Origin of the sequence: Odoribacter sp. N54.MGS-14, assembly GCF_000980295.1 — a bacterium.
GTDB classification, from domain to species: domain Bacteria; phylum Bacteroidota; class Bacteroidia; order Bacteroidales; family Marinifilaceae; genus Odoribacter; species Odoribacter splanchnicus.
Genome location: NZ_LARL01000041.1, coordinates 1 through 20,964, shown reverse-complemented (window position 1 = coordinate 20,964; position 20,964 = coordinate 1). Strand labels below are relative to the sequence as shown.

16 protein-coding genes are annotated in these 20,964 nt (G+C 41.8%); 10 read left to right on the top strand and 6 right to left on the bottom strand.

Going from position 1 to position 20,964, the window contains the following annotated elements:
* Position 1: 1 nt before the first annotated feature.
* Positions 2-595, bottom strand: a complete 594-nt coding sequence (locus tag WS42_RS09310) for a uracil-DNA glycosylase family protein (protein ID WP_046451016.1) — start codon at positions 593-595, stop codon at positions 2-4.
* 84 nt (positions 596-679) lie between these two features.
* Here WS42_RS09310 and WS42_RS09305 point away from each other — a divergent pair, with 84 nt between their 5' ends.
* The 10 genes from WS42_RS09305 to WS42_RS09255 all read left to right on the top strand — a co-directional run bounded on the left by WS42_RS09305 (position 680) and on the right by WS42_RS09255 (position 14,500).
* Positions 680-2,065 (top strand): MFS transporter, encoded by a 1,386-nt coding sequence (locus WS42_RS09305; protein ID WP_022159751.1) that lies wholly within the window; start codon positions 680-682, stop codon positions 2,063-2,065.
* A 178-nt stretch (positions 2,066-2,243) separates the two neighbouring features.
* Positions 2,244-3,983 carry a thiamine pyrophosphate-dependent enzyme gene (locus WS42_RS09300; RefSeq protein ID WP_087394578.1) on the top strand — a complete coding sequence of 580 codons (1,740 nt, stop codon included), beginning with the start codon at positions 2,244-2,246 and terminating at the stop codon, positions 3,981-3,983.
* 99 nt (positions 3,984-4,082) lie between these two features.
* Positions 4,083-6,170, top strand: coding sequence for an RNA degradosome polyphosphate kinase (locus WS42_RS09295; RefSeq protein ID WP_022159753.1), 2,088 nt, complete (start codon positions 4,083-4,085; stop codon positions 6,168-6,170).
* Entirely contained in the window at positions 6,163-7,107 is a 945-nt protein-coding gene (locus WS42_RS09290; RefSeq protein WP_022159754.1) for a Ppx/GppA phosphatase family protein, read from the top strand. Before WS42_RS09295 ends, WS42_RS09290 begins: the two co-directional genes overlap by 8 nt.
* Before the next feature lie 428 nt (positions 7,108-7,535).
* Entirely contained in the window at positions 7,536-9,080 is a 1,545-nt protein-coding gene (locus WS42_RS09285) for an acyl-CoA carboxylase subunit beta (RefSeq protein ID WP_022159755.1), read from the top strand.
* An 88-nt stretch (positions 9,081-9,168) separates the two neighbouring features.
* Complete coding sequence (locus WS42_RS09280; RefSeq protein ID WP_013611996.1) at positions 9,169-9,495, top strand: acyl-CoA carboxylase biotin carboxyl carrier protein subunit; 327 nt, start codon at positions 9,169-9,171, stop codon at positions 9,493-9,495.
* 259 nt (positions 9,496-9,754) lie between these two features.
* On the top strand, positions 9,755-10,699 hold the full coding sequence (locus WS42_RS09275) for an ABC transporter ATP-binding protein (protein ID WP_013611997.1): 945 nt from the start codon (positions 9,755-9,757) through the stop codon (positions 10,697-10,699).
* Positions 10,700-10,732: 33 nt separating this feature from the next.
* Complete coding sequence (locus tag WS42_RS09270) at positions 10,733-12,079, top strand: ABC transporter permease (RefSeq protein ID WP_013611998.1); 1,347 nt, start codon at positions 10,733-10,735, stop codon at positions 12,077-12,079.
* Between the two features lie 823 nt (positions 12,080-12,902).
* On the top strand, positions 12,903-13,259 hold the full coding sequence (locus tag WS42_RS09260; RefSeq protein WP_140403408.1) for a hypothetical protein: 357 nt from the start codon (positions 12,903-12,905) through the stop codon (positions 13,257-13,259).
* A 155-nt stretch (positions 13,260-13,414) separates the two neighbouring features.
* On the top strand, positions 13,415-14,500 hold the full coding sequence (locus WS42_RS09255; RefSeq protein ID WP_022159447.1) for a BF3164 family lipoprotein: 1,086 nt from the start codon (positions 13,415-13,417) through the stop codon (positions 14,498-14,500).
* Between the two features lie 37 nt (positions 14,501-14,537).
* Here the strand turns inward: WS42_RS09255 and WS42_RS09250 are convergent, their stop codons facing one another.
* The 5 genes from WS42_RS09250 to gcvT all read right to left on the bottom strand — a co-directional run bounded on the left by WS42_RS09250 (position 14,538) and on the right by gcvT (position 20,466).
* Entirely contained in the window at positions 14,538-15,653 is a 1,116-nt protein-coding gene (locus tag WS42_RS09250; protein ID WP_046403177.1) for a DUF4934 domain-containing protein, read from the bottom strand.
* Between the two features lie 106 nt (positions 15,654-15,759).
* Positions 15,760-17,010, bottom strand: a complete 1,251-nt coding sequence (locus tag WS42_RS09245) for a DUF1015 domain-containing protein (RefSeq protein ID WP_046451013.1) — start codon at positions 17,008-17,010, stop codon at positions 15,760-15,762.
* 7 nt (positions 17,011-17,017) lie between these two features.
* On the bottom strand, positions 17,018-17,938 hold the full coding sequence (locus tag WS42_RS09240; RefSeq protein WP_022159445.1) for a 3-phosphoglycerate dehydrogenase: 921 nt from the start codon (positions 17,936-17,938) through the stop codon (positions 17,018-17,020).
* A gap of 90 nt (positions 17,939-18,028) precedes the next feature.
* Entirely contained in the window at positions 18,029-19,108 is a 1,080-nt protein-coding gene (gene serC / locus WS42_RS09235; protein ID WP_013612007.1) for a 3-phosphoserine/phosphohydroxythreonine transaminase, read from the bottom strand.
* Between the two features lie 257 nt (positions 19,109-19,365).
* Entirely contained in the window at positions 19,366-20,466 is a 1,101-nt protein-coding gene (gcvT, locus tag WS42_RS09230; protein WP_013612008.1) for a glycine cleavage system aminomethyltransferase GcvT, read from the bottom strand.
* Between the last annotated feature and the right edge of the window lie 498 nt (positions 20,467-20,964).

Genomic DNA, 20,964 nt, shown 5'->3' with positions numbered 1-20,964 from the left:
TCTAAAAGAAACCACCGACCTCCCCGAACATACGCTTATAAACCGCTGCCTTTTCAGGCAAGGGTTTCGGATAGGCACGGGAAGAAGAGGGCATGCGGTATAACCGGATCGTTCTACCCTCGAAATGAAAAGTCGAAAAACCTCCTACCGGTGGCTGAGAGGCTTCGACCAGAGAAAGCAAAGTGTCCGTCGCTTTCTGCCCTGTTGTCGCAATGGCTACACAGTGCGGTAATTGCCGCAGTACGTCGGACAAATCGATCTTGCGGACGATTTCCAAAAATTTATCCGAGGCATTATCTTTCTGCCGAACGACTTCCCGGCCGGAATCGGTCAAGGCAATTCCTTGCCGGATAAGAAAATCCCGGATCCGTTGTTCGCAAAATGATTTTTTATCTGCCGTCAGAAAATGTTCCTTGTCGTCGAAAAATACCAATCCAAAGATACGCCACATGTCATTCTGAAAATTAGGATAGTAAAAATCCATTTTCCAACGTTCACGTTTCGGCGGGAAACTTCCCATCATCAATAGCCTTGCCCCTTGCGGGAAGAAAGGCTCCAAGGGATGGATTTCAGTTTTTATTTCATCTGTTTTCATACATACAAAATTAATCAAAACATACATACTTTGGTTTATTTTACTAGTTTTGCCCCGTGCTAAAAAATCTAAAACAAAAAAAGTATGACAACGACAGCAAAAAACAAAGAAAAAATCAGGTTCAGTAAAGCATTCTGGGTGGCCAACACCGTGGAATTGTTCGAACGTGCTGCCTACTACGGTGTATTTATCGTGATCACCCTCTACCTTAGCCGTATATTGGGGTTCAATGACATTCAGGCTGCCACCATCGCAGGTACTTTCTCCGCTTTCCTTTATCTGCTGCCAACTTTTGCCGGAGCTTTGGCCGACAAGATCGGCTTCCGGAACTCTATGCTCCTGGCTTTCACCTTATTGACTATCGGTTACGGTGGTCTGGCTTTATTTCCTACCTGGCTCGAAAGTGCCGGACTGGTAGAATATGGGCATACCACCGTCTTTAAAGGCCTCACCGAGAGTGGCCTGCAATACGGCATTATCCCGATTATGGCTCTGATCGTCATCGGAGGAGCTTTTATCAAAAGTGTAATCTCGGGAACGGTGGCCAAAGAAACGACAGAAGCTACCCGGGCCAAAGGATTCGCCATCTTTTACGGCATGGTCAATATCGGTGCATTCTCGGGTAAAACCATTGTAAAACCCCTTAGAGAGGCTTTAGGGAATGAAGGATTGATCACCTTGAATTATTTTTCGGCCAGTATGACCTTTCTGGCTCTCATAGCGATCTGGTTTTTCTATAAAAGTGCTCAACACAGCGGAGAGGGAAAAACTTTCCGGCAAATCTGGAATGCTCTATTAAAAGTATGTTCTAACGGCCGGCTGATCATCCTGATCCTGATCATTACGGGTTTCTGGATGGTACAACATCAATTGTATGCAACCATGCCCAAATACGTACTCCGTCTGGCCGGGGAAGGCGCATCCCCTTCCTGGTATGCCAATGTCAACCCTTTGGTCGTAGTGCTGTGTGTCAACCTGGTCACCCAGCTGATGCGTCACCGGACAGCCCTTACTTCGATGACCGTCGGAATGTTTATCATGCCGTTGTCCGCTTTGTGCATGGCTTCGGGAAATATGCTGAATCCGGAATCGACCATTCTGACCATGCACCCGGTAGCTTTTATGATGGTTGTAGGTATCGTCTTCCAGGGACTGGCGGAAACTTTTATTTCCCCGCGTTTTCTGGAATATTTCTCCCTGCAAGCCCCCAAGGGCGAGGAAGGATTATACCTGGGTTTCAGCCACCTGCATTCGTTTTTGTCTTCCATTTTAGGATTCGGACTTTCCGGCTATTTATTAAGTAAATATTGCCCTGACGAAAGCCTGTTCGCCACTCGTAGCGAATGGCTCGCTGCCAGCAGTAATGCCCATTACATCTGGTATTATTTTGCTGTAATCGCACTGGCTTCCGCCATTGCCCTGATCATCTACGGCCAAGTTGTCAAGCGCCTCGATCAGGCAAAAGCATAAAATAACAGCATCGGTTGTAAAGTCCGTAAAGTTTGTAAAGTCGATGGCCTTCGGGGATACTTTATAAACTTTACGGACTCTCAATTTTATAAACTATCGCCTTCTTTCTTCAGATTCTAAAGTTAAAAATAAACCTTTCCGGCTAAAGCTCGTTTGATATAAAAATTGAAACGTTTAAATTATGGCAAACATAGCAGAGCAAATTGTAGATATGCTGGTAAAAGCCGGTGTAAAAAGAATTTATGCTGTCACAGGTGACAGTTTAAATAAGATTAACGATGCTGTCCGCAAAGACGGCCGGATTCAGTGGATTCACGTACGTCACGAAGAAACCGGAGCTTTTGCTGCCGGAGCAGAAGCCCAGCTTCACGGCGACCTGGCCTGTTGTGCAGGTAGCAGCGGTCCCGGCCATGTGCACCTGATCAACGGGCTCTATGACGCCCACCGTTCAGGGGCTCCTGTCTTAGCCATCGCTTCTACCATTATTTCAGGTGAATTCGGAACGACCTACTTCCAGGAGACCGACACCATCCGCCTGTTCGACGACTGCAGTTATTACAACCAATTAGCGACTACACCGGGTCAACTCCCCCGCATGCTACAGGGGGCTATACAAACCGCTCTCTCCCGCAGAGGAGTCAGTGTCATCGGTATCCCCGGAGATTTGACCGGAGAAAGCCAGGTCAATATTCCTTCTTCAGAGATCAACTATCCGACTCATCCCCGCACCTGTCCATCGGATACCGAATTACAGGCGCTGGCCGATCTGTTGAACAACAATAGCAATATAACCCTGTTTTGTGGCATCGGAGCCAAAGATGCACACGAAGAAATCGTCGAATTGTCCCATCGGTTGAAAGCCCCGGTAGCCTATTCTTTCAAAAGTAAGATGGAAATCCAATATGATAATCCCAATGAAGTAGGGATGACCGGCTTATTAGGCATGGCATCGGGTTACAACAGCATGCATGCGGCCGATGTACTGGTTTTATTAGGTACCGATTTCCCGTACGGCCCGTTTTTACCGACTCACAATAAAATCGTTCAGATCGACATCGATCCCAGTCACCTGGGCCGAAGAGCCAAAGTACAAATGGGGCTATGCGGAGATATCAAGACGACACTCGAAGCTTTATTACCTCTTTTACAAGCCAAAAGCGACAAAAGCTTTCTGAACGATCAGTTGCTCGGTTATTCCAAAGTAATTAAAGACCTGAATGCTTACGTCGAAAACAAAGGCAGTGATAATAAGATTCACCCGGAATATGTCATGGCGATGGTCGACGAAACTGCTCAGGCAAATGCTATTTTTACCGTCGATACGGGTATGACCTGTGTCTGGGGAGCCCGTTACCTGAAAGCTTCCGGCCAGCGAAAGATGTTAGGCTCTTTCAATCACGGCACAATGGCCAACGCTATGCCCCAGGCTATAGGAGCATCGTTCGCCTATCCGGGCAGACAGGTGATCGCTCTCTGCGGCGACGGAGGCATCTCTATGTTACTGGGTGATCTGGCAACCATCGCCCAATATAAGCTACCGGTCAAGATTATTGTATTCAATAACCGTTCTTTGGGTATGGTAAAACTCGAAATGGAAGTCGCCGGCCTGCCGGACAACGAAACCGACATGCAAAATCCGGATTTTGCCCTGGTGGCTCAAGCGATGGGGATAAAGAGCTATACCGTCAGCCGTCCGGACGATGTACTCCCGGTATTGGTCGAAGCCTTGAACTCACCGGAAGCTGCTCTACTGAATGTAATGACCGATCCGAATGCACTGGCTATGCCCCCGCAAATAGAATGGAATCAAATGACCGGATTCGCACAAGCCATGTATAAAATGTTATTGACCGGCCGGACACAGGAGATTATCGATACGATCAATTCCAATTATAAACACCTGAAAGAAATTTTATAAAGACAATTCCAGCCTCAACGACAATGTCGCATTTCTGTCATTAAATAGTAACATGGATAAAATACATTCGTAATTAAATCAATACATTGTATTTTATCCATGAAAGTAACAAAGAAAAAAGGTGAGATTCCCTACCTGGAAAGGGATATCAGTTGGATGTATTTTAACCGGAGAATCCTGTCCGAAGCAGAAAAAGCCCCGGTTCCTTTACTCGAACGGTTATCCTTTCTGGGAATCTACTCCAATAATCTGGACGAATTTTACAGGGTACGGGTAGCCACCCTCAACCGAATCATCGAATATGAGGATAAAACCATTAAGACAGAGAGAGAAACCGCCATTCAAACCTTCAGGGAAATCAGCCGGTTGAATGCCCTGTATACACAAAAATTCGAGGAAACATTTACAGCAATAAATACAGCACTCCGGCAAAACCGGATTTACCTCCTGAACGAACAAGAATTACAGGAGGAGCAAGCCAACTATATCCGTGAATTTTACAAAACACAACTGATCGGCTCTACGACCCCGCTTTTCACTTCTTCTTTCCGTCATTTCAGTGACCAACCCGACGACCATATCTATCTGAGCGTCTGTCTGCAAACCACAGGAAAAACTAAAAAAGATTTTGCTATTATCGCTTTGCCGGTGCAATCATACGGCCGTTTTATCCGGATCCCCGGCGATGACGACCGCATATGCCTGATGTTCTTGGACGACATCGTCCGTTTTTGCCTTCCCCTGATATTCAACGGTCGGCCTTACGACCACTTCGAGGCTTACACGTTCAAGTTTACTAAAGACGCAGAAATGGAACTCGATTCGGATCTTCGGAACAGCATTATGCAAAAAATATCGAAGGGGGTGAAAAGCAGAAAAAACGGGGAACCGATCCGGTTGGTATACGACAGCCGGATGCCTGCGGTTATGCAGCGCCACCTCAGCCGGATGCTTTGTATGGACCGCTGGGATACTCAGGTTGGAGCCGGTAGATATCAAAATCTGAAAGATCTGATGAAATTTCCCGATTGTAAACGCGACGATTTAAAATATCCCCCTCAGCCTCCATTGTTCAAAACGGACTTTTCAGGGGACGACAGCATCTTGAATACCATTTGTACCCGCGATCTCTTCCTGCACTATCCTTATCACAGTTTTTCTTCTTTCTTGCGTGTACTCCGGGAAGCCACGATCGACCCGAACGTCAAAGCCATAAAAATGACCCTCTACCGGGTAGCGAAAAATTCCAAGGTTATCCAAACTTTAATCGCAGCAGCCAGAAACGGAAAAAAAGTAACTGTAGTTATCGAACTACTCGCCCGTTTCGACGAAGCATCGAATATCAGCTGGTCTAAACAAATGCAAGATGCCGGAATCAAAGTCGTATTCGGAGTCGAAGGCCTGAAAATACACGCAAAACTAGTATATATATCGGGTAGACAGGGAGATATCGCCTGTGTCAGTACCGGAAATTTTCATGAAGGGAATGCTACCCGATATACCGATGTCACCCTTTTTACCGCACGCAAAACCCTGGTAAAAGAAATCCGGCATGTATTCGACTTTATTGAAAAACCTTATCTCCCCGTAAAATTCAAAGAATTACTGGTATCTCCCAACGACATGCGTTCCAAACTATTGAAATTGATCGAAGAGGAAATCAAAAATGCCAGAAAACAAAAACCGGCCCGGATATTAGGAAAGGTAAACCATATTACAGACCGGACATTGATCGCTAAGCTTTATGAAGCTTCGGCCGCAGGCGTAAAGATCGACCTGGTGGTACGAGGTAATTGTTCTATCGTCACAGGAATCCCGGGAATAAGCGAAAACATCCGGATCAACGGAATTATCGACCGTTATCTGGAACATTCGCGAATTTTCATTTTCGAAAATGCAGGTGATATGATCTGCCTGACAGGTTCTGCCGACTGGATGCCCCGGAATCTGGACAACCGGATCGAAGTACTTACCCCCGTTTATGATAAGGAAATTCAAACCGAATTGAAACGAATCGTCGAATATGGCCTGAAAGACTCTCTGCAGGGACGACAAGTCGACGGCACAGGACAGAATATCCCCTGGGAAAACGAAGACCATTCGCTATTCCGGTCACAATCGGCCTTATATCACTATTATCAGGAAGACATACAAGGAATCACAACTAATAACATACCCCATGAGTAAAGTAAATTATGCAGCAATCGATATCGGCTCCAATGCAGTCAGATTATTGATCAAAAGTATCAATCCCGAAACATCGGAACAGTTGTTTACAAAAGAGCTCCTTCTAAGGGTTCCCCTGCGTCTGGGAGAAGAAGTATTTACACAAGGTGAAATACCGGCCAGTAAAGCTAAAAAACTACTCCGTCTGATGAAGGCTTATCGGCAACTGATGAAAATATACGAAGTCGATGCCTATCGGGCTTGTGCCACATCGGCAATGCGGGATGCCGCAAACGGGAAAGAAGTAATCGAAACCATCACCCGGAAGTCAGGTATCCGGATAGATATTATCAACGGAGAGGAAGAAGCCCGTTTGGTATACGATAATCACATCGAATACCTGGCGGATAAAAACGCCGATTATATCTATGTCGACGTCGGGGGAGGTAGCACGGAAATCAGCTTGATCCATCAAGGAATACTCCGCAGTTCACGTTCTTACAACATCGGAACCGTACGCCTGTTGAAAGGGAAAGTCGTTCCCAGCGTATACAACCGTTTGAAAAGAGACCTGAATAAATTGCGGGAACAATACCCGGTAATCACGATCATCGGGTCCGGTGGAAATATCAATAAATTGTTCCGGTTAGCTAAACTTCCGGCCAAAAATAAAATGACTCTCCCGGTAGAAAAATTAGTACAACTCAACAACACTCTAAAAAACTATTCCTTAGAAGAACGTGCCCGGTTATACAATCTGAAACCCGACCGTGCGGATGTCATTACCAATGCCGCAGATATCTTCCTGCTAGTCGCAGAACATACCCAAGCGAAGCATATCGTCGTGCCTACCATCGGCCTGGTCGACGGTATCATCGACAGTCTCTACCTGCAACACCACAAAACCCCGGAAGAACAAATCCCCCTTCCCCCGACGACAGGCGATGAAAATACATAAAGCTTGTAGTAAAACATGCTGCTTTTCAGTTACAGCGATTAGGCCTTACTTCTAAACTGCTGAAACTATTTAAACGGTAGAATTCAATCAGTCTACAAACTTTATGAACTGTAAGCGGCGAAGGAACAACTTAAAAAACTAATTACACCTAAGAGATTAGTCGTTGAAAAACTTCGGTTTGTTGAGAGAATTTCCTGGCAAAGCCAGGAAATTCCCCCTCCCCATTTATTAATAAATACAGATAATAGTAAATTTTTCAAATAAACCGTTAAAATTTCGACTTCAACCCTCAATGATATCAATAGATACCGATTAGTATAATAAAGATAGGTATTTTTTAAATCATTTTTTTTACGTAATCTTGCAGTTTAAATGGTGTGTTAATTTCTGAGAAGGAATTACGCAAGTTAATAATAAAATAAATTACTATGTCACTTAAAAGGAATATTCTTGACTTAAGAAAGAGGAAAGAAATTGTACTTCAGGGTGGTGGCGAAGATGCTATCAAAAAGCAGGCCGCCATGGGTAAATTGACAGCCCGTGAGCGTATCGAGGGGATTTTGGACAAAGGTTCTTTCCACGAGTACGACATGTTCGTAGAGCACCAATCTAAGGATTTTGATATGGACAAGAAAGTTCTTCACGGCGACGGTGTCGTTATCGGTACCGGTACTGTCTATGGAGAACCCGTTGCTATTTATGCTCAGGATTTCACTGTTGCAGGAGGTTCGTTAGGACTGATGCACGCCCGTAAAATCACCAAAATTATGGATCATGCCATCAAAATGCGGATGCCGATCATCGGTATCAACGACTCGGGTGGTGCACGTATCCAGGAAGGGGTGGATTCACTGGCCGGTTATGGAGAAATTTTCTTCCGCAATACACAGGCTTCCGGTGTTATCCCTCAATTGTCCGTTATTCTGGGTCCTTGTGCTGGTGGAGCCGTTTATTCTCCGGCATTGACCGATTTCGTATTTGTGGTAGATAATATTTCCAAAATGTTCATCACAGGTCCGGAAGTAGTAAAAACAGTACTGGGAGAAGAAGTTAGTATGGAAGACCTCGGAGGAGCACGCGTTCATGCCTGTATCAGTGGAAATGCCCACTTCTTTGCCTCTACAGAAGCAGAATGTTTCGAACAAATAAAAAAACTGCTCACCTTTATCCCCTGGAACAATCAACGTAAAGCGAAAGCCTTTCCGTCAAAAGCTCCGAAAGCAGAATACAATATCGAAAAAATCCTTCCTGCAGATCCTACCCAGCCTTATGATGTAAGAGATATTATCAAAGCCGTTGCCGACGATTCCGATTTCTTCGAGGTACAACAGGACTTTGCACAGAATATCGTTGTCGGATTCGGTCGGGTAGATGGAGAAACGATCGGTTTCGTGGCCAATCAACCGTTGGTATTAGCCGGTGTATTGGATTGCGACTCTGCCGATAAAGCAGGCCGGTTTATCCGTTTCTGCGACGCATTCAATATTCCGATCGTGACCTTCGAAGACATGCCGGGATATCTACCGGGCGTTGAACAGGAATATATGGGTGTGATCCGCCACGGAGCAAAAGTATTGTATGCTTATAGTGAAGCTACCGTACCTAAAGTGACGGTAATCCTGCGTAAAGCTTACGGTGGTGGATACATCGCCATGAACTCACGCCACCTGAAAGCCGACTTTATGTTTGCCTGGCCGACAGCCGAAATCGCCGTAATGGGACCGGAAGGGGCAGCAAACATTATTTTCCGTAAAGAAATAAAAGAATCTGCTAATCCGGAAGAAACACGGAAGCAGAAAGTTGCCGAATATCGCGAGAAATTTGCTAATCCTTATGTAGCAGCTTCCAAAGGATATATCGACTCGGTGATCGAACCGTCGGAAACACGCCTGTTATTGAAACATTCTATCGAAGTCTCCGGTAATAAAACCGTTATGACACCTGCTAAGAAACACGGAATTCCTCCGTTCTAACAGTGTTCAGAGTTTATAAAGTCCATGAATTCCCGGACTTTTAAACTGAAAGACTTAAAAGTTTCAGAACCACTAAAAAGGAGGTAAAATGACTGTTAAATATGAAAAATTCCTGCTGAATGGCGTAGAATATAAAACTCAGCTTACCCAGAAATGGGTAAACCGAAAAAAATGGGAAGAACCGAATCCCTATCTGCTGACTTCACACATTCCAGGAACCATTATGCAAATCGAAGTGAAAGAGGGCCAGGAAGTCCAGGAAGGAGATGTTCTTCTGATTCTTCAGGCTATGAAGATGAATAACAAACTGGCTGCACCATTTTCGGGTAAAATCAAAAAAATATATGTCAACTCAGGAGATAAAATTCCGAAGGGGACATTGATGATCGAAATGGAAGAAAATGAAGCTGTCTGAATACAGCTGATCTGTTATGCTGATGTGCTAATATGTAAATGTGCCGACCACAGGAGCGTATTAACATATCAGCATTTGTATTTATAATAATGGCAGGTATAATGAATTGGTAAAGTTGATAAAGTCTTTGGACTTTATCAACCAATTTAATTCTGCAATTTATGTCGTTACAAAGATTTCAAAGGTTACAAGGATCTTAGATGTGAATCCTGACCATTATAACCGTTGTAACTTTTGTAACTGTTGTAAGTGAAAAGGTATGAGTTTTTTTGTCGCTAAAAATATTATTAAAAATTATGCCAATCACCGGGCTTTGGACGATGTATCTATCGAAATCCCGGAAGGAGCTATTTATGGATTGTTAGGCCCCAACGGAGCCGGAAAGACTTCTCTGATCCGAATTATAAACCAGATTACAGGACCGGATTCGGGTGAACTTTATTTTAAAGACCATAAACTGGAACCTGCCGACATGAACCGCATCGGTTATCTGCCTGAAGAAAGAGGCCTCTATAAAAAGATGAAAGTCGGTGAACAGGCCGTTTATCTGGCTCGTCTGAAAGGAGTGAGCCGTCATGACGCGATTCAACAATTGAAAGCCTGGTTCGAGAAATTCGGAATCGAGGCCTGGTGGGATCGGAAAGTAGAAGAATTATCCAAAGGAATGGCCCAAAAGGTGCAATTCATCACCACCGTCCTGCACGAACCGGAAATGCTGATTTTTGATGAACCGTTCAGCGGATTCGACCCCATCAATGTCGAACTCCTAAAAAAAGAAATACTGGAACTGCGCAAAAAAGGAACGACCATTATTTTTTCCACCCACAATATGGCTTCCGTCGAGGAAATCTGTAGCCATATTGCCTTGATTAACAAATCAAAAAAAATTATCGAAGGCCCGATCAATCAGATCCGGAATAAGTATGCCAACAATACTTACCGACTCATCTGTAAATATCAACCGGATTTTCATCCGCAAGAAGTGATCGGAGAAGAATATGAACTGCTTTCCGAAAAAATAGAAGACGGACAACACGAACTGGTCCTGCAACGCCTCGCGGCTTGTCCGACCAATACTTTATTACGTCGTCTGCTCGACAAAACCGATATTATCTCTTATCAAAAGGTCATACCGGGAATGAACGATATCTTTATCAAATTAGTGAAAGGAGAAATGGTTAACGACATCAAACAGGAAGAATAATCCACTTCGTAAACCCCAAATCATAAATCTGAAATGAATAAAACGCTTATCATCATAGGACGCGAATTTACAACCAGAGTACGGAAAAGAAGTTTTCTGGTACTGACACTCGTCGTCCCCATTCTTTTAGCCGGTTTTTATGCTTTCCTGATGTGGATGCTTCTGAAAGACGACACACAGGACCGTAAAATTGCAGTGATCAATCAGTCAGTACTCGAGACACCATTCGAGCAAATCAACAACAATACATTCGAATATCTGAATACCCCGGTCGATGAATCGGGAGCTTCGGAATTTCTCCGGCAACATGACTATTACGCCCTGATTTCAATCCCGGAAAATATTATGGATCACCCGGAAATTCCGGTCTATTCTTTCTCTCAGGTTCCTATGGAATTGAAAAATGAAATCGCGGCCCAATTGCGCAAAAAAATTGAAGACATAAAAAGAGCAAAAGTCATTGCCGAATCACAAGTCCCCGATTTGGAAGAACAATTATCGGCCACACAAACACCTGTACTGGTGCGTACGTTAAAGATCACCGACTCGGGCGAAGCCAAAGAAAGCTCGTCGGAAGTCGCTTCGGCTATCGGATTGATCGGCGGCATGATTATCTACTTCTTTATATTCATGTATGCCTCTCAAGTCATGAAAGGAGTGATCGAAGAAAAAACAAACCGGATTATCGAGGTATTGGTCTCTTCTGTCAAACCGTTTCAATTTCTGTTAGGTAAAATCATCGGAGTAGCAGCTGTCGGCCTCGTACAATTCCTGATTTGGGTAGTATTCGGCCTTGTGCTGATCCTGGTCATGCAAACATTCTTCCTGCCGGGTATCGATCTGGAAGCACTGAGAAATGCCGGCAACCTGGCCGGCGGCCTGCCGGATATAGCCGGTACAGGGAATCTGAGCGCTGAAAAAATGCAAATCATCCAAAAGGTTGCGATGACCATCGACCCGATCTTTATCATTAAATTCCTGGCCTCTTTCTTATTCTATTTTATCGGAGGCTACCTGTTATATGCTTCTTTATTCGCCGCTATCGGTGCTGCCGTCGATAACGAAACCGACTCGCAACAATTCCTGACCCCTTTGTCGATTATCCTCGTCATCGGGTTATACATCGGTTTCGCCGCCATGAAAAGTCCCGAATCCCCGATGGTATTCTGGAGTTCCTTGATCCCGTTCACCTCACCGATCGTTATGCTGGTCCGTATCCCCTTCGGAGTACCGACCTGGGAAATCCTGACCTCTATGGCATTATTAATCGTCAGTTTTATCTTTTTTACCTGGCTATCCGGAAAAATTTACCGCATCGGTATTTTAATGTATGGCAAAAAAGTCACTTGGAAAGAACTTTACAAATGGCTGAAATATTAACCTCTTCCGGGATTCCGGGACGGACTTTTCGTCCCATTTTAAGCAAGCTCTCTTTTCACCCACTTCTAAAATAAAAGATTAGCAATGTTACAGCGGTTTCAATGGTTACTCCTTAACCACTGTAACCATTGCAACTAACAAAATACCGGGCGGTAAGTCTGATATAAAACCGGACAAAAGGTCCGTCCCGGAATCCCAAATTTTTCGACCGATAAGGATTTTCTGCGTTATATCAGTAAATCCACGAAATAAATTATGGAAACACTAGAAATACAAGATTACGTTATGACAGCTCAATCCCGTGCAATGAATGTATGGGCATTCGCCCTTACTACCCTTTTGCTGCTCACCGCCTTATACTTCATATGGAAAAAAAATTGAAAGTCCTGCCCTCAGCGAACACATCCGGCGGATAGTAACCAGCTATGCCATGTGGTTCAATAATAAATACGGCAGATATGATCATCTATTCCAGGATCGTTTTAAAAGTGAAATCATCGAAACTGAAAATTATTTGTTACAATGCTTTCATTATATTTTGCAAGATATTTATACCATAAATAAAACCCCTAAAACATATATCCCCACCCATATGTTAAATATATATATAAAACAATATTATAGAACAACAAATTAGAATAACTATAGCAACATTCGTCATAACTTTACAATATATCTATCCAAATGCTATTACGAAGTATAACATGTGTAAGAAAATGTCCAGATAAACAAGGAAATAACCCCTTATATCAGGATTGTTAAATTTTTATCTTAAAATATCTATTTTGCAATTTAGAGATTTTAAGATACTTTTTATAGAGAGATGAAAAAAATTATATACTACATATCAGGGATTCTATTAATCGTATTGATAATTATCATAAATTTAAGTAGTTTTCAAAAAAGAAAACTCTTAAAAATAATGAATTCTGATTACTCTTTCATTATAAACAAACCGATAGATTATTCTTGTTTAGATTCGACAAATCAACATATTTCAAATTCTAATTATATTTTAAATATAATCAGTCCAACCTGTGAAGACTGTTATGTAAATTTAAACAAATGGGAATTAATTGCTTCCCAAAATAAAAAGTTGCAGAAAAAAATAATATTTTTAGTTATTGGAGATGAATTTGAACGTTTAGATGAAATTATTAAGCAAAATAAGGATTTTTAATTCTACTTTGATTATACTCATAATTTTTTTAAACTAAATCCTCTTATTCCTCGTAGTCAAACATTTCTAATTGAAGATAATAAAATTTTATGTGGTTCTCCTCTCGATAATAAAATGATAATGAATATATTTATCGATTATATAAAGAATTAAATATGAAAAAAACAGTTTATATATGTTTATTACTATTGGTATTATCTTGTACCTCCAGAGAAAAACCATATTCATGTAAACTAGTTGAGTTACAAGATTTAAATACTTTTCCTGCCATTGATTTAACACCGACTTCTATCGCGTTAACGGATACGACATTATTAAATCCTGAAAAAATCTGGATTTCAGATACCTTATTGATTATCAAAGATGCAGAAACGGACGAGAATAAATTCTTAAAATATTATTCCCTAAATTCTTTCCATTTATTAAAAACCTACGGAAGTATAGGACGGGGACCCAATGAATATCTAACGCCGAGGGTTTACCGGCATTCCCCGAATAAATTTCTTATTATTGAAAAACTAAGATATACTTTATTTTGTACCGATAGCTTATTCTCCAATCCTCTATACACCCCAGAGAAAATCAATGTCAGAGTGGGATTGACAGCTGCGGATTGTGTATATTTAATCAACGATTCGACCATTTTTGCCAATTCAGGTATGTCTGATTATCAATTTTCCATTGCCAATATTTCCAGTAATCGATATTTATTAAATTACAAGAATTATCCTTCCATAATAAAAGAAAAAAAAATTACCGATTTTATAGCCAATTCGAATATCTATCATGCATTTTACATATTGAAACCGAATACGATGGATTCTGTTGCCATTATTTACAGGCATTTCCCCATCATCGATATTATTTCATTAAATAATTTAGAATCGACCCGTTACCAATTTCCCATCGATAAATCTGTAAATAAAGTTACCGTCCTGGACAAATTAAATGCCCGGGTTGAAGAGGAAGTCAACTACTATAAAAACTATTTCAGCACGGACAACTATATCTATTTATTATACTGCGATTCTAAAAATAAAGATTTATCGATCTCCAATAATAATTTTGAAATACACCAATTCGACTGGCAGGGCCGTTTTTTGAAAAGATATCGTTTGAACCGTTATATTTTAAGCTTCTGTGTCGATGAAAAATCCGACCGAATATACGCAATCAGTTTCCAAAACAATAAGAATTTCTCTCCGGAGATACTCTGTTATTCGTTATCTTCAACGAATTAAGGATATTTGCGAAAACGGGGAAATCTGTCATCCGAATTTAATTACGTACCTTTCCCAACACCAATACAGGATTATCATCATCGGCTATTGCATTATACCAATCATGGTAAGGGGAATTTGCTGATTTTATCCTTTCCCGAAATTCCATTGCAGAAAAAGATTGACAAAGATAATGCTCAGAAACTTCGAACAGATAATCCTCCAATTCAAAGTCAAGGTCGTCGAAATAAATACTCTTTACTTTGAATAAACCATCGTTCAGTTTATCGAATACATAAGTTTCAGGATCCCGGTTTTCGTCGTAAGTAATTATATTTTTACCAAATCTGGAATCAGCCATCCGGATGAATAAACGATCGAATAAGATGAACCGAGAAGTTTCAACTATCATTTCAATTTCTTCTCCTTTTTCATCAGGCTTGAATTCTTTCAAATAATGTCCTGCATGAAAATAATATTCGGGTTTTCTTGTATCGGCAGTTATCCGATACAAAGTATCCGTTATCCCTGACATATAGTGAACAAATCCTCCCGCTATCCCCAGATAAGAATGATTCTTCTGACGCTCCTCCCGACAAGTCTCTTTTTTAATCCCTCCCAGGAATTGTCCGGAAGAAGTAAGGGCATAAATTTCATAGGCTGCATCTTTCAATAACAAAGGAATACAATAAAGAACCGAATCACCGGCCAGTATCATCTTCTTCGGAAATCCGTAAATTCCGGGCAGGGAATTTTCATATTCTCCATTTTTCAAATTAATTACCTGGATACTATTTTGCCTTCCATAATCCGAAAAATACAATCGTTCGCCCGGTTCATCTACTGTGAGGGCTATAATATTCTGATATTCGCCCGGAGCACGTCCATAAGAAGCCAATTTACGGATATAAGTACCATCGGCGGCGAACTGATACATTTCTTCGTTTCCGTAAGTAATAATATACTTCTCTCCGGCCCATACCCGAAAATAATCGTTTAACAAAGCCTCTTCTTTCGTCTCCATACGCACTAACCGGCTCTCACCGACCAATTGACTCCATTTCAAAACAGTGTCCTTTTCCACAGCTCTTGTATCCAGTCGTTTCACCCCGGAGCCGTTACCACATCCCACTACCACCCAAATAATCATCGAAATCAGAATATCTTTAAGCATAAATCATGAACGCTTTATCCTGTACTGAAACTAACACCCAAATTCACATCCGAAAAAAATACCATCCTCTGAGAGAAGATGGTATCTTATTTCAGATTTTCAAAAATCAAATTTTATGGATTACTAAACCGGAACGAAGTTTCGGTTCGAACCAGGTAGTTTTCGGCGGCATGATATTACCGGTATCGGCAATATTCAGCAACTGTTCCATAGAAACCGGATACAGAGCGAAAGCCACTTTCATCTCCCCGCTGTCTACGCGTTTTTTCAGTTCACCTAATCCACGTATCCCCCCCACGAAATCGATTCGTTTAGAGGTACGCAAATCCTGAATATCGAGGATATCGGCCAACACATGTTTGGAAAGAATGGTCACATCCAATACTCCGATCGGATCGTTGTCATCATACGAACCTGCTTTAGCGGTCAGACGATACCACTTACCGCCCAGATACATACTGAACTCGTGCAATTTTGCCGGATGATAAATCTCGGTACCCATTTCCTTTACTTCGAAATGAGCGTTCAATTTCTCGAGCAACTGAGCTTCGGTCAGACCATTCAGATCTTTCACTACCCGGTTGTAATCGATAATCTTCAGCTGATGGTCGGGGAAATGTACGGCCATAAAGAAGTTGTACTCTTCTTTACCGGTATGATTCGGATTCTTTGCTGTATATTCGGCACCGATACGGGCAGCTGCAGCTGTACGGTGGTGTCCGTCGGCCACATAGGTGTTCGGCACTCTCGTTGCGAACAACTCTTCCAACCGTTTATTGGTTTCCGGACAGTTGATCGCCCAAAAATGGTGTCCGAACCCGTCTTCTGCCACAAAATCGTAGTCTGCTTTCTGATTCTTCACAATATCTTCAACGATAGCGTCAATTTCAGGCACGGCACGATAGGCAAAAAATACCGGTTCCAGGTTAGCATTCACATAACGGGTCAGCACCATCCGGTCCTCTTCTTTATCGGGACGGGTGAGTTCATGTTTTTTAATCACCCCGTTCATATAATCCTCACAGGCAGCACAACCGACAATACCGTATTGGGTACGGCCTTCCATGGTCTGAGCATAAATATAAAATTTCGCTTCCGGATCCTGTACCAACCATCCCTTGTCCTGAAACATTTTGAAATTTTCAACACTCTTATTGTAAACTTCTTCCGAGTGGATATCCGTTCCGGCAGGGCAATCGATTTCGGCCCGGGTAACATGCAGCAATGATTTCGGTTTTCCTGCAGCCATCTGTGCAGCTTCTTCCGAATTCATCACGTCATACGGGAGGCAAGCCAATTCCTCGCATACTTCCTGGTTAGGAGTACGTAAGCCTTTGAATGGTTTTACTATAGCCATAAAAATATTATTTATTTACTTTAAATTTAGCATCTCCATGTTCCAGGAAAGCCACAATTTGACGGGCAGCAGCCAAGCCTGCATTTACATTCGCTTCTTCAGTCTGAGCACCCATTTTCTTCGGAGTAAAGAAATAACGGCCTTCGAACTGGGCATATTCAGCGGCATTGTCCGGAGCGATATCGGAAATATATTTGAAATCGGGACGATCGGCCATCAATTTCACCAATTCTTCTTCATTGATCACTTCCTTACGGGCAGTGTTGATCAATACAGCTCCTTTCGGCATGCGATTCAACAATTCATAATTGATCGATTTCTTTGTCTTCTCGGTAGCCGGGATATGCAGAGATACATAATCACACATCGCATACATTTCTTCGGCAGAATGCAACGGAGTAGCCCCCGCAGCCTTGATTTGTTCATCGGTCATGAACGGGTCGAAAGCATACACTTCCATTCCGAAGCCTTTGGCAATACGTCCCACGTTTTGTCCCACGTTTCCGTAAGCATGTACACCGATTTTCTTTCCTTTCAGTTCATGCCCGGATTTACCGTTATAGAAATTACGAGCCAGATAAACAGCCATACCGAATACCAATTCAGCCACAGCATTCGAGTTCTGTCCCGGAGTATTCATAGCCACTACGCCATGATCGGTACAAGCCTGCAGGTCGATATTATCATAACCGGCTCCGGCACGTACAATTACTTTCAGTTTTTTAGCAGCATCGATCACTTCTTTTGTCGCTTTATCCGAACGGATGATCATAGCATCTACGTCGGCAACAGCAGCGATCAATTCTTCCGGAGAAGTATATTTTTCCAATAAAGCCAATTCATAACCCTGAGTTTCCACGATTTCGCGGATACCTTTTACTGCCACCGGAGCAAAAGGTTTATCGGTTGCAATCAGAACCTTTGTCATAACTACCAAAATTTACGATTAAGATTTACAATTTACGAGAGGCCTCAGCACGGTCGTAAATCGTAAATCTTTCATCTGAATTAATATTATTTATTTTTTATGTGCTTTTTCAAATTCCTGCATGGCAGCAATCAAAGCATTTACATCTTCCATCGTACAAGCATTGTAGGTAGAAGCACGGAAACCACCCACCAAACGGTGACCTTTCACGCCTACGATGTTTTTAGATTTACAGAAATCCAAAAATTCTTTCTCCAGTTCTTCATATCCTTCGGCTAACAAGAACGGAATATTCATACGAGAACGTGAACCTTCTTCAACAACAGCACGGAATACCGTATTGCGGTCGAATTCGCTGTACAATGCATTGCATCTTTCGATAGCACGTCTTTCCATAGCTTCAACACCGCCCATTTGTTTGATCCATTTCAGGGTCTGACCAACGGCAAAGATATTGATACAAGGAGGGGTATTGAACATAGATCCGTTATCGACATGAGTCTGATATTTCAGCATGGTCGGGATCTTGCGGTCAGCCACTACTTTATCCAGATAGTCGTTACGGATAATCACGAAAGTAGCACCGGCAGGTCCTAAGTTCTTCTGGCATCCGCCATAGATCATCATATATTTTTTTACGTCGATCGGACGACTACAAATATCGGACGACATATCGGCAATCAAGGGCACAGGGCTATCCAGATCTTCGAAAATCTCGGTACCACGGATCGTATTATTCGATGTAATATGCAGATAATCGACATCGGCAGGAATCTGGAATCCTTTCGGATAATAAGTAAAATTCCGGTCTTCAGAAGAAGCGATCACTTCAACTTCACCCCAAAGTTTAGCCTCAGCGATTGCTTTTTTAGACCAAACGCCGGTATTCACATAAGCCGCTTTTTTACCCAGGAAATTGTAAGGAATCATGCAGAACTGCATACTGGCACCACCACCCAAGAAAATAACAGAATAATTATCGGGGATATTCAACACTTCTTTGAACAGGGCGACAGTCTCATCATAAACAGCCTGAAAATCAGCTGAACGGTGAGATACTTCCAGAATAGACTGGCCACAATTCCCTAATTCCATCACAGCTTTTGCCGTATTTTCCAATGTCATATCCGGCAACTTACAAGGACCTGCGTTAAAAATATGTTTTCTCATTTTGTATAATAATTAAAGGTTTTAAATTTTAATTCAATTTTTCTTCAAACGTTACAAATATGCAAAATATACTGCGCAAAATATCATTTTATAAGAGAAATATTCGGATTTACTTATAATTTAAAATCACCTTAACAAATCGGTGCCGAATATACCTCAAAAAAGAAATCATTTAATCACTCTCTCTAAGAGAGACACTAATCCCAAAGTCAAAATAATGACTTTGGGATAGTTTTTCGGTATTTGAATTTCCGGTATCAGAAAAAAGGAGTTTTTACAATTTTTGCTTTCAACGCCTTATTTCTCACCCGGATAAATATTTCACTATCTAATTTATGGAAACCGCTTTTAACATATCCCGTACCGATAGATTTTCCGGTTAAAGGAGATACCGTTCCCGAACATACTACACCGATTTCATTTCCTTCGGCATCTTCGATAGGATATCCTTGCCGTGCAATTCCCCGGTCGATGATTTCAAAAGGTTTCATATAACGGGTCGGTTTATCTGCTTTCAATTTTTCATGGTATTCCCGCATGATAAAATCATTTCCGGGCACGAATTTAGTAATCCATCCCAAACCGGCTTCGATAGGCGAATGATCATCGTCGATTTCATGCCCATAGAGACAGAAACCGGCTTCCAATCTCAAGGTATCGCGGGCACCCAATCCGATCGGTTGTATCCCGAATTCCGCTCCGGCTTCGAAAACGGCATTCCACAATTTCTCAGCATCTTTATTATAAGCATAAACTTCACAACCACCAGAACCGGTATAACCTGTCGTGGAGAAAATAACTTTATCGATCCCCGCAAACGGTATTTCTTTAAAAGTATAATACTCCATATCGACAACATTTTCCGAGGTCAGCTTCTGCATGGCTTTCAATGCCAAAGGCCCCTGGATAGCCAGCTGGCAAATATTGTCGGAAGCATTTTCCAGTTCGACGCCCGGTTTCATACCCAGTTCTGCGCCGTATTTTACCACCCAGTTCCAGTCTTTTTCGATATTAGCAGCATTAACTACCAGCAGGTATTTTTCAGCACTGAAACGATACACCAGCAAGTCGTCTACAATACCACCCTTATCATTGGGGAAACAACTATATTGTACTTTTCCGTCTATCAAAGCGGCCACATCATTTGTGGTTAATTTCTGAACCAATTCAAAAGCTTTCGGTCCTTTAATCCAAAATTCTCCCATATGGGAAACATCAAAAACTCCAAGTTTATTACGGACATTCAGATGCTCTTCTTTAATTCCTGTCGGATATTCGATGGGCATATTATATCCTGCAAACGGAGCCATACGTGCTCCCAAAGCTTCATGAAAATGGGTAAAAGGTGTTGTTTTCATTTTATTTTATTTATATCGTAAATTTAGTCGATTCACATTCATCCCGATCCGTCACCGCTTCCACACAAATCCACCTGTCATCTTCCCCGTCATAATTGCAAACGTTAACATTTAAAAACATCACAAAGATATAATTTATATCTGTTCAGACTTCCTCTTTCGTCAAATTTTTATCCGGCCGGAATATGATTTTCTTATAAAAAAGATTTGGTTATTTATACTTTTTGTCCTATTTTCGACATTCTATAGGCAACCTAAGGAAACATAATTTATTTACATTCAAGAAAAACAACTAATCTAAACCAAAACGCATTATTAAAAATCAAAAAAATGATTACAAAATTAACTGAGCAGAAAGGATGCATCATTGCAGAATTTATCGATTTAAAGAGATTTACATTAGCAGTGACAGAAGAAGTTAAGAGGAGTTCTATAAATTAAAATATTGTAGTACAGTTGTTTATATGGTTCCAAGAGCGTAAATTTGCAGAAAATAAG

Excerpts from the sequence above, each read along its gene's own strand:
- WS42_RS09310 (WP_046451016.1), bottom strand. The coding sequence starts at position 595 with ATGAAAACAGATGAAATAAAAACTGAAATCCATCCCTTGGAGCCTTTC.
- WS42_RS09305 (WP_022159751.1), top strand. The coding sequence starts at position 680 with ATGACAACGACAGCAAAAAACAAAGAAAAAATCAGGTTCAGTAAAGCA.
- WS42_RS09295 (WP_022159753.1), top strand. The coding sequence starts at position 4,083 with ATGAAAGTAACAAAGAAAAAAGGTGAGATTCCCTACCTGGAAAGGGAT.
- WS42_RS09290 (WP_022159754.1), top strand. The coding sequence starts at position 6,163 with ATGAGTAAAGTAAATTATGCAGCAATCGATATCGGCTCCAATGCAGTC.
- WS42_RS09285 (WP_022159755.1), top strand. The coding sequence starts at position 7,536 with ATGTCACTTAAAAGGAATATTCTTGACTTAAGAAAGAGGAAAGAAATT.
- WS42_RS09280 (WP_013611996.1), top strand. The coding sequence starts at position 9,169 with ATGACTGTTAAATATGAAAAATTCCTGCTGAATGGCGTAGAATATAAA.
- WS42_RS09275 (WP_013611997.1), top strand. The coding sequence starts at position 9,755 with ATGAGTTTTTTTGTCGCTAAAAATATTATTAAAAATTATGCCAATCAC.
- WS42_RS09270 (WP_013611998.1), top strand. The coding sequence starts at position 10,733 with ATGAATAAAACGCTTATCATCATAGGACGCGAATTTACAACCAGAGTA.
- WS42_RS09260 (WP_140403408.1), top strand. The coding sequence starts at position 12,903 with ATGAAAAAAATTATATACTACATATCAGGGATTCTATTAATCGTATTG.
- WS42_RS09255 (WP_022159447.1), top strand. The coding sequence starts at position 13,415 with ATGAAAAAAACAGTTTATATATGTTTATTACTATTGGTATTATCTTGT.
- WS42_RS09250 (WP_046403177.1), bottom strand. The coding sequence starts at position 15,653 with ATGCTTAAAGATATTCTGATTTCGATGATTATTTGGGTGGTAGTGGGA.
- WS42_RS09245 (WP_046451013.1), bottom strand. The coding sequence starts at position 17,010 with ATGGCTATAGTAAAACCATTCAAAGGCTTACGTACTCCTAACCAGGAA.
- WS42_RS09240 (WP_022159445.1), bottom strand. The coding sequence starts at position 17,938 with ATGACAAAGGTTCTGATTGCAACCGATAAACCTTTTGCTCCGGTGGCA.
- serC (WP_013612007.1), bottom strand. The coding sequence starts at position 19,108 with ATGAGAAAACATATTTTTAACGCAGGTCCTTGTAAGTTGCCGGATATG.
- gcvT (WP_013612008.1), bottom strand. The coding sequence starts at position 20,466 with ATGAAAACAACACCTTTTACCCATTTTCATGAAGCTTTGGGAGCACGT.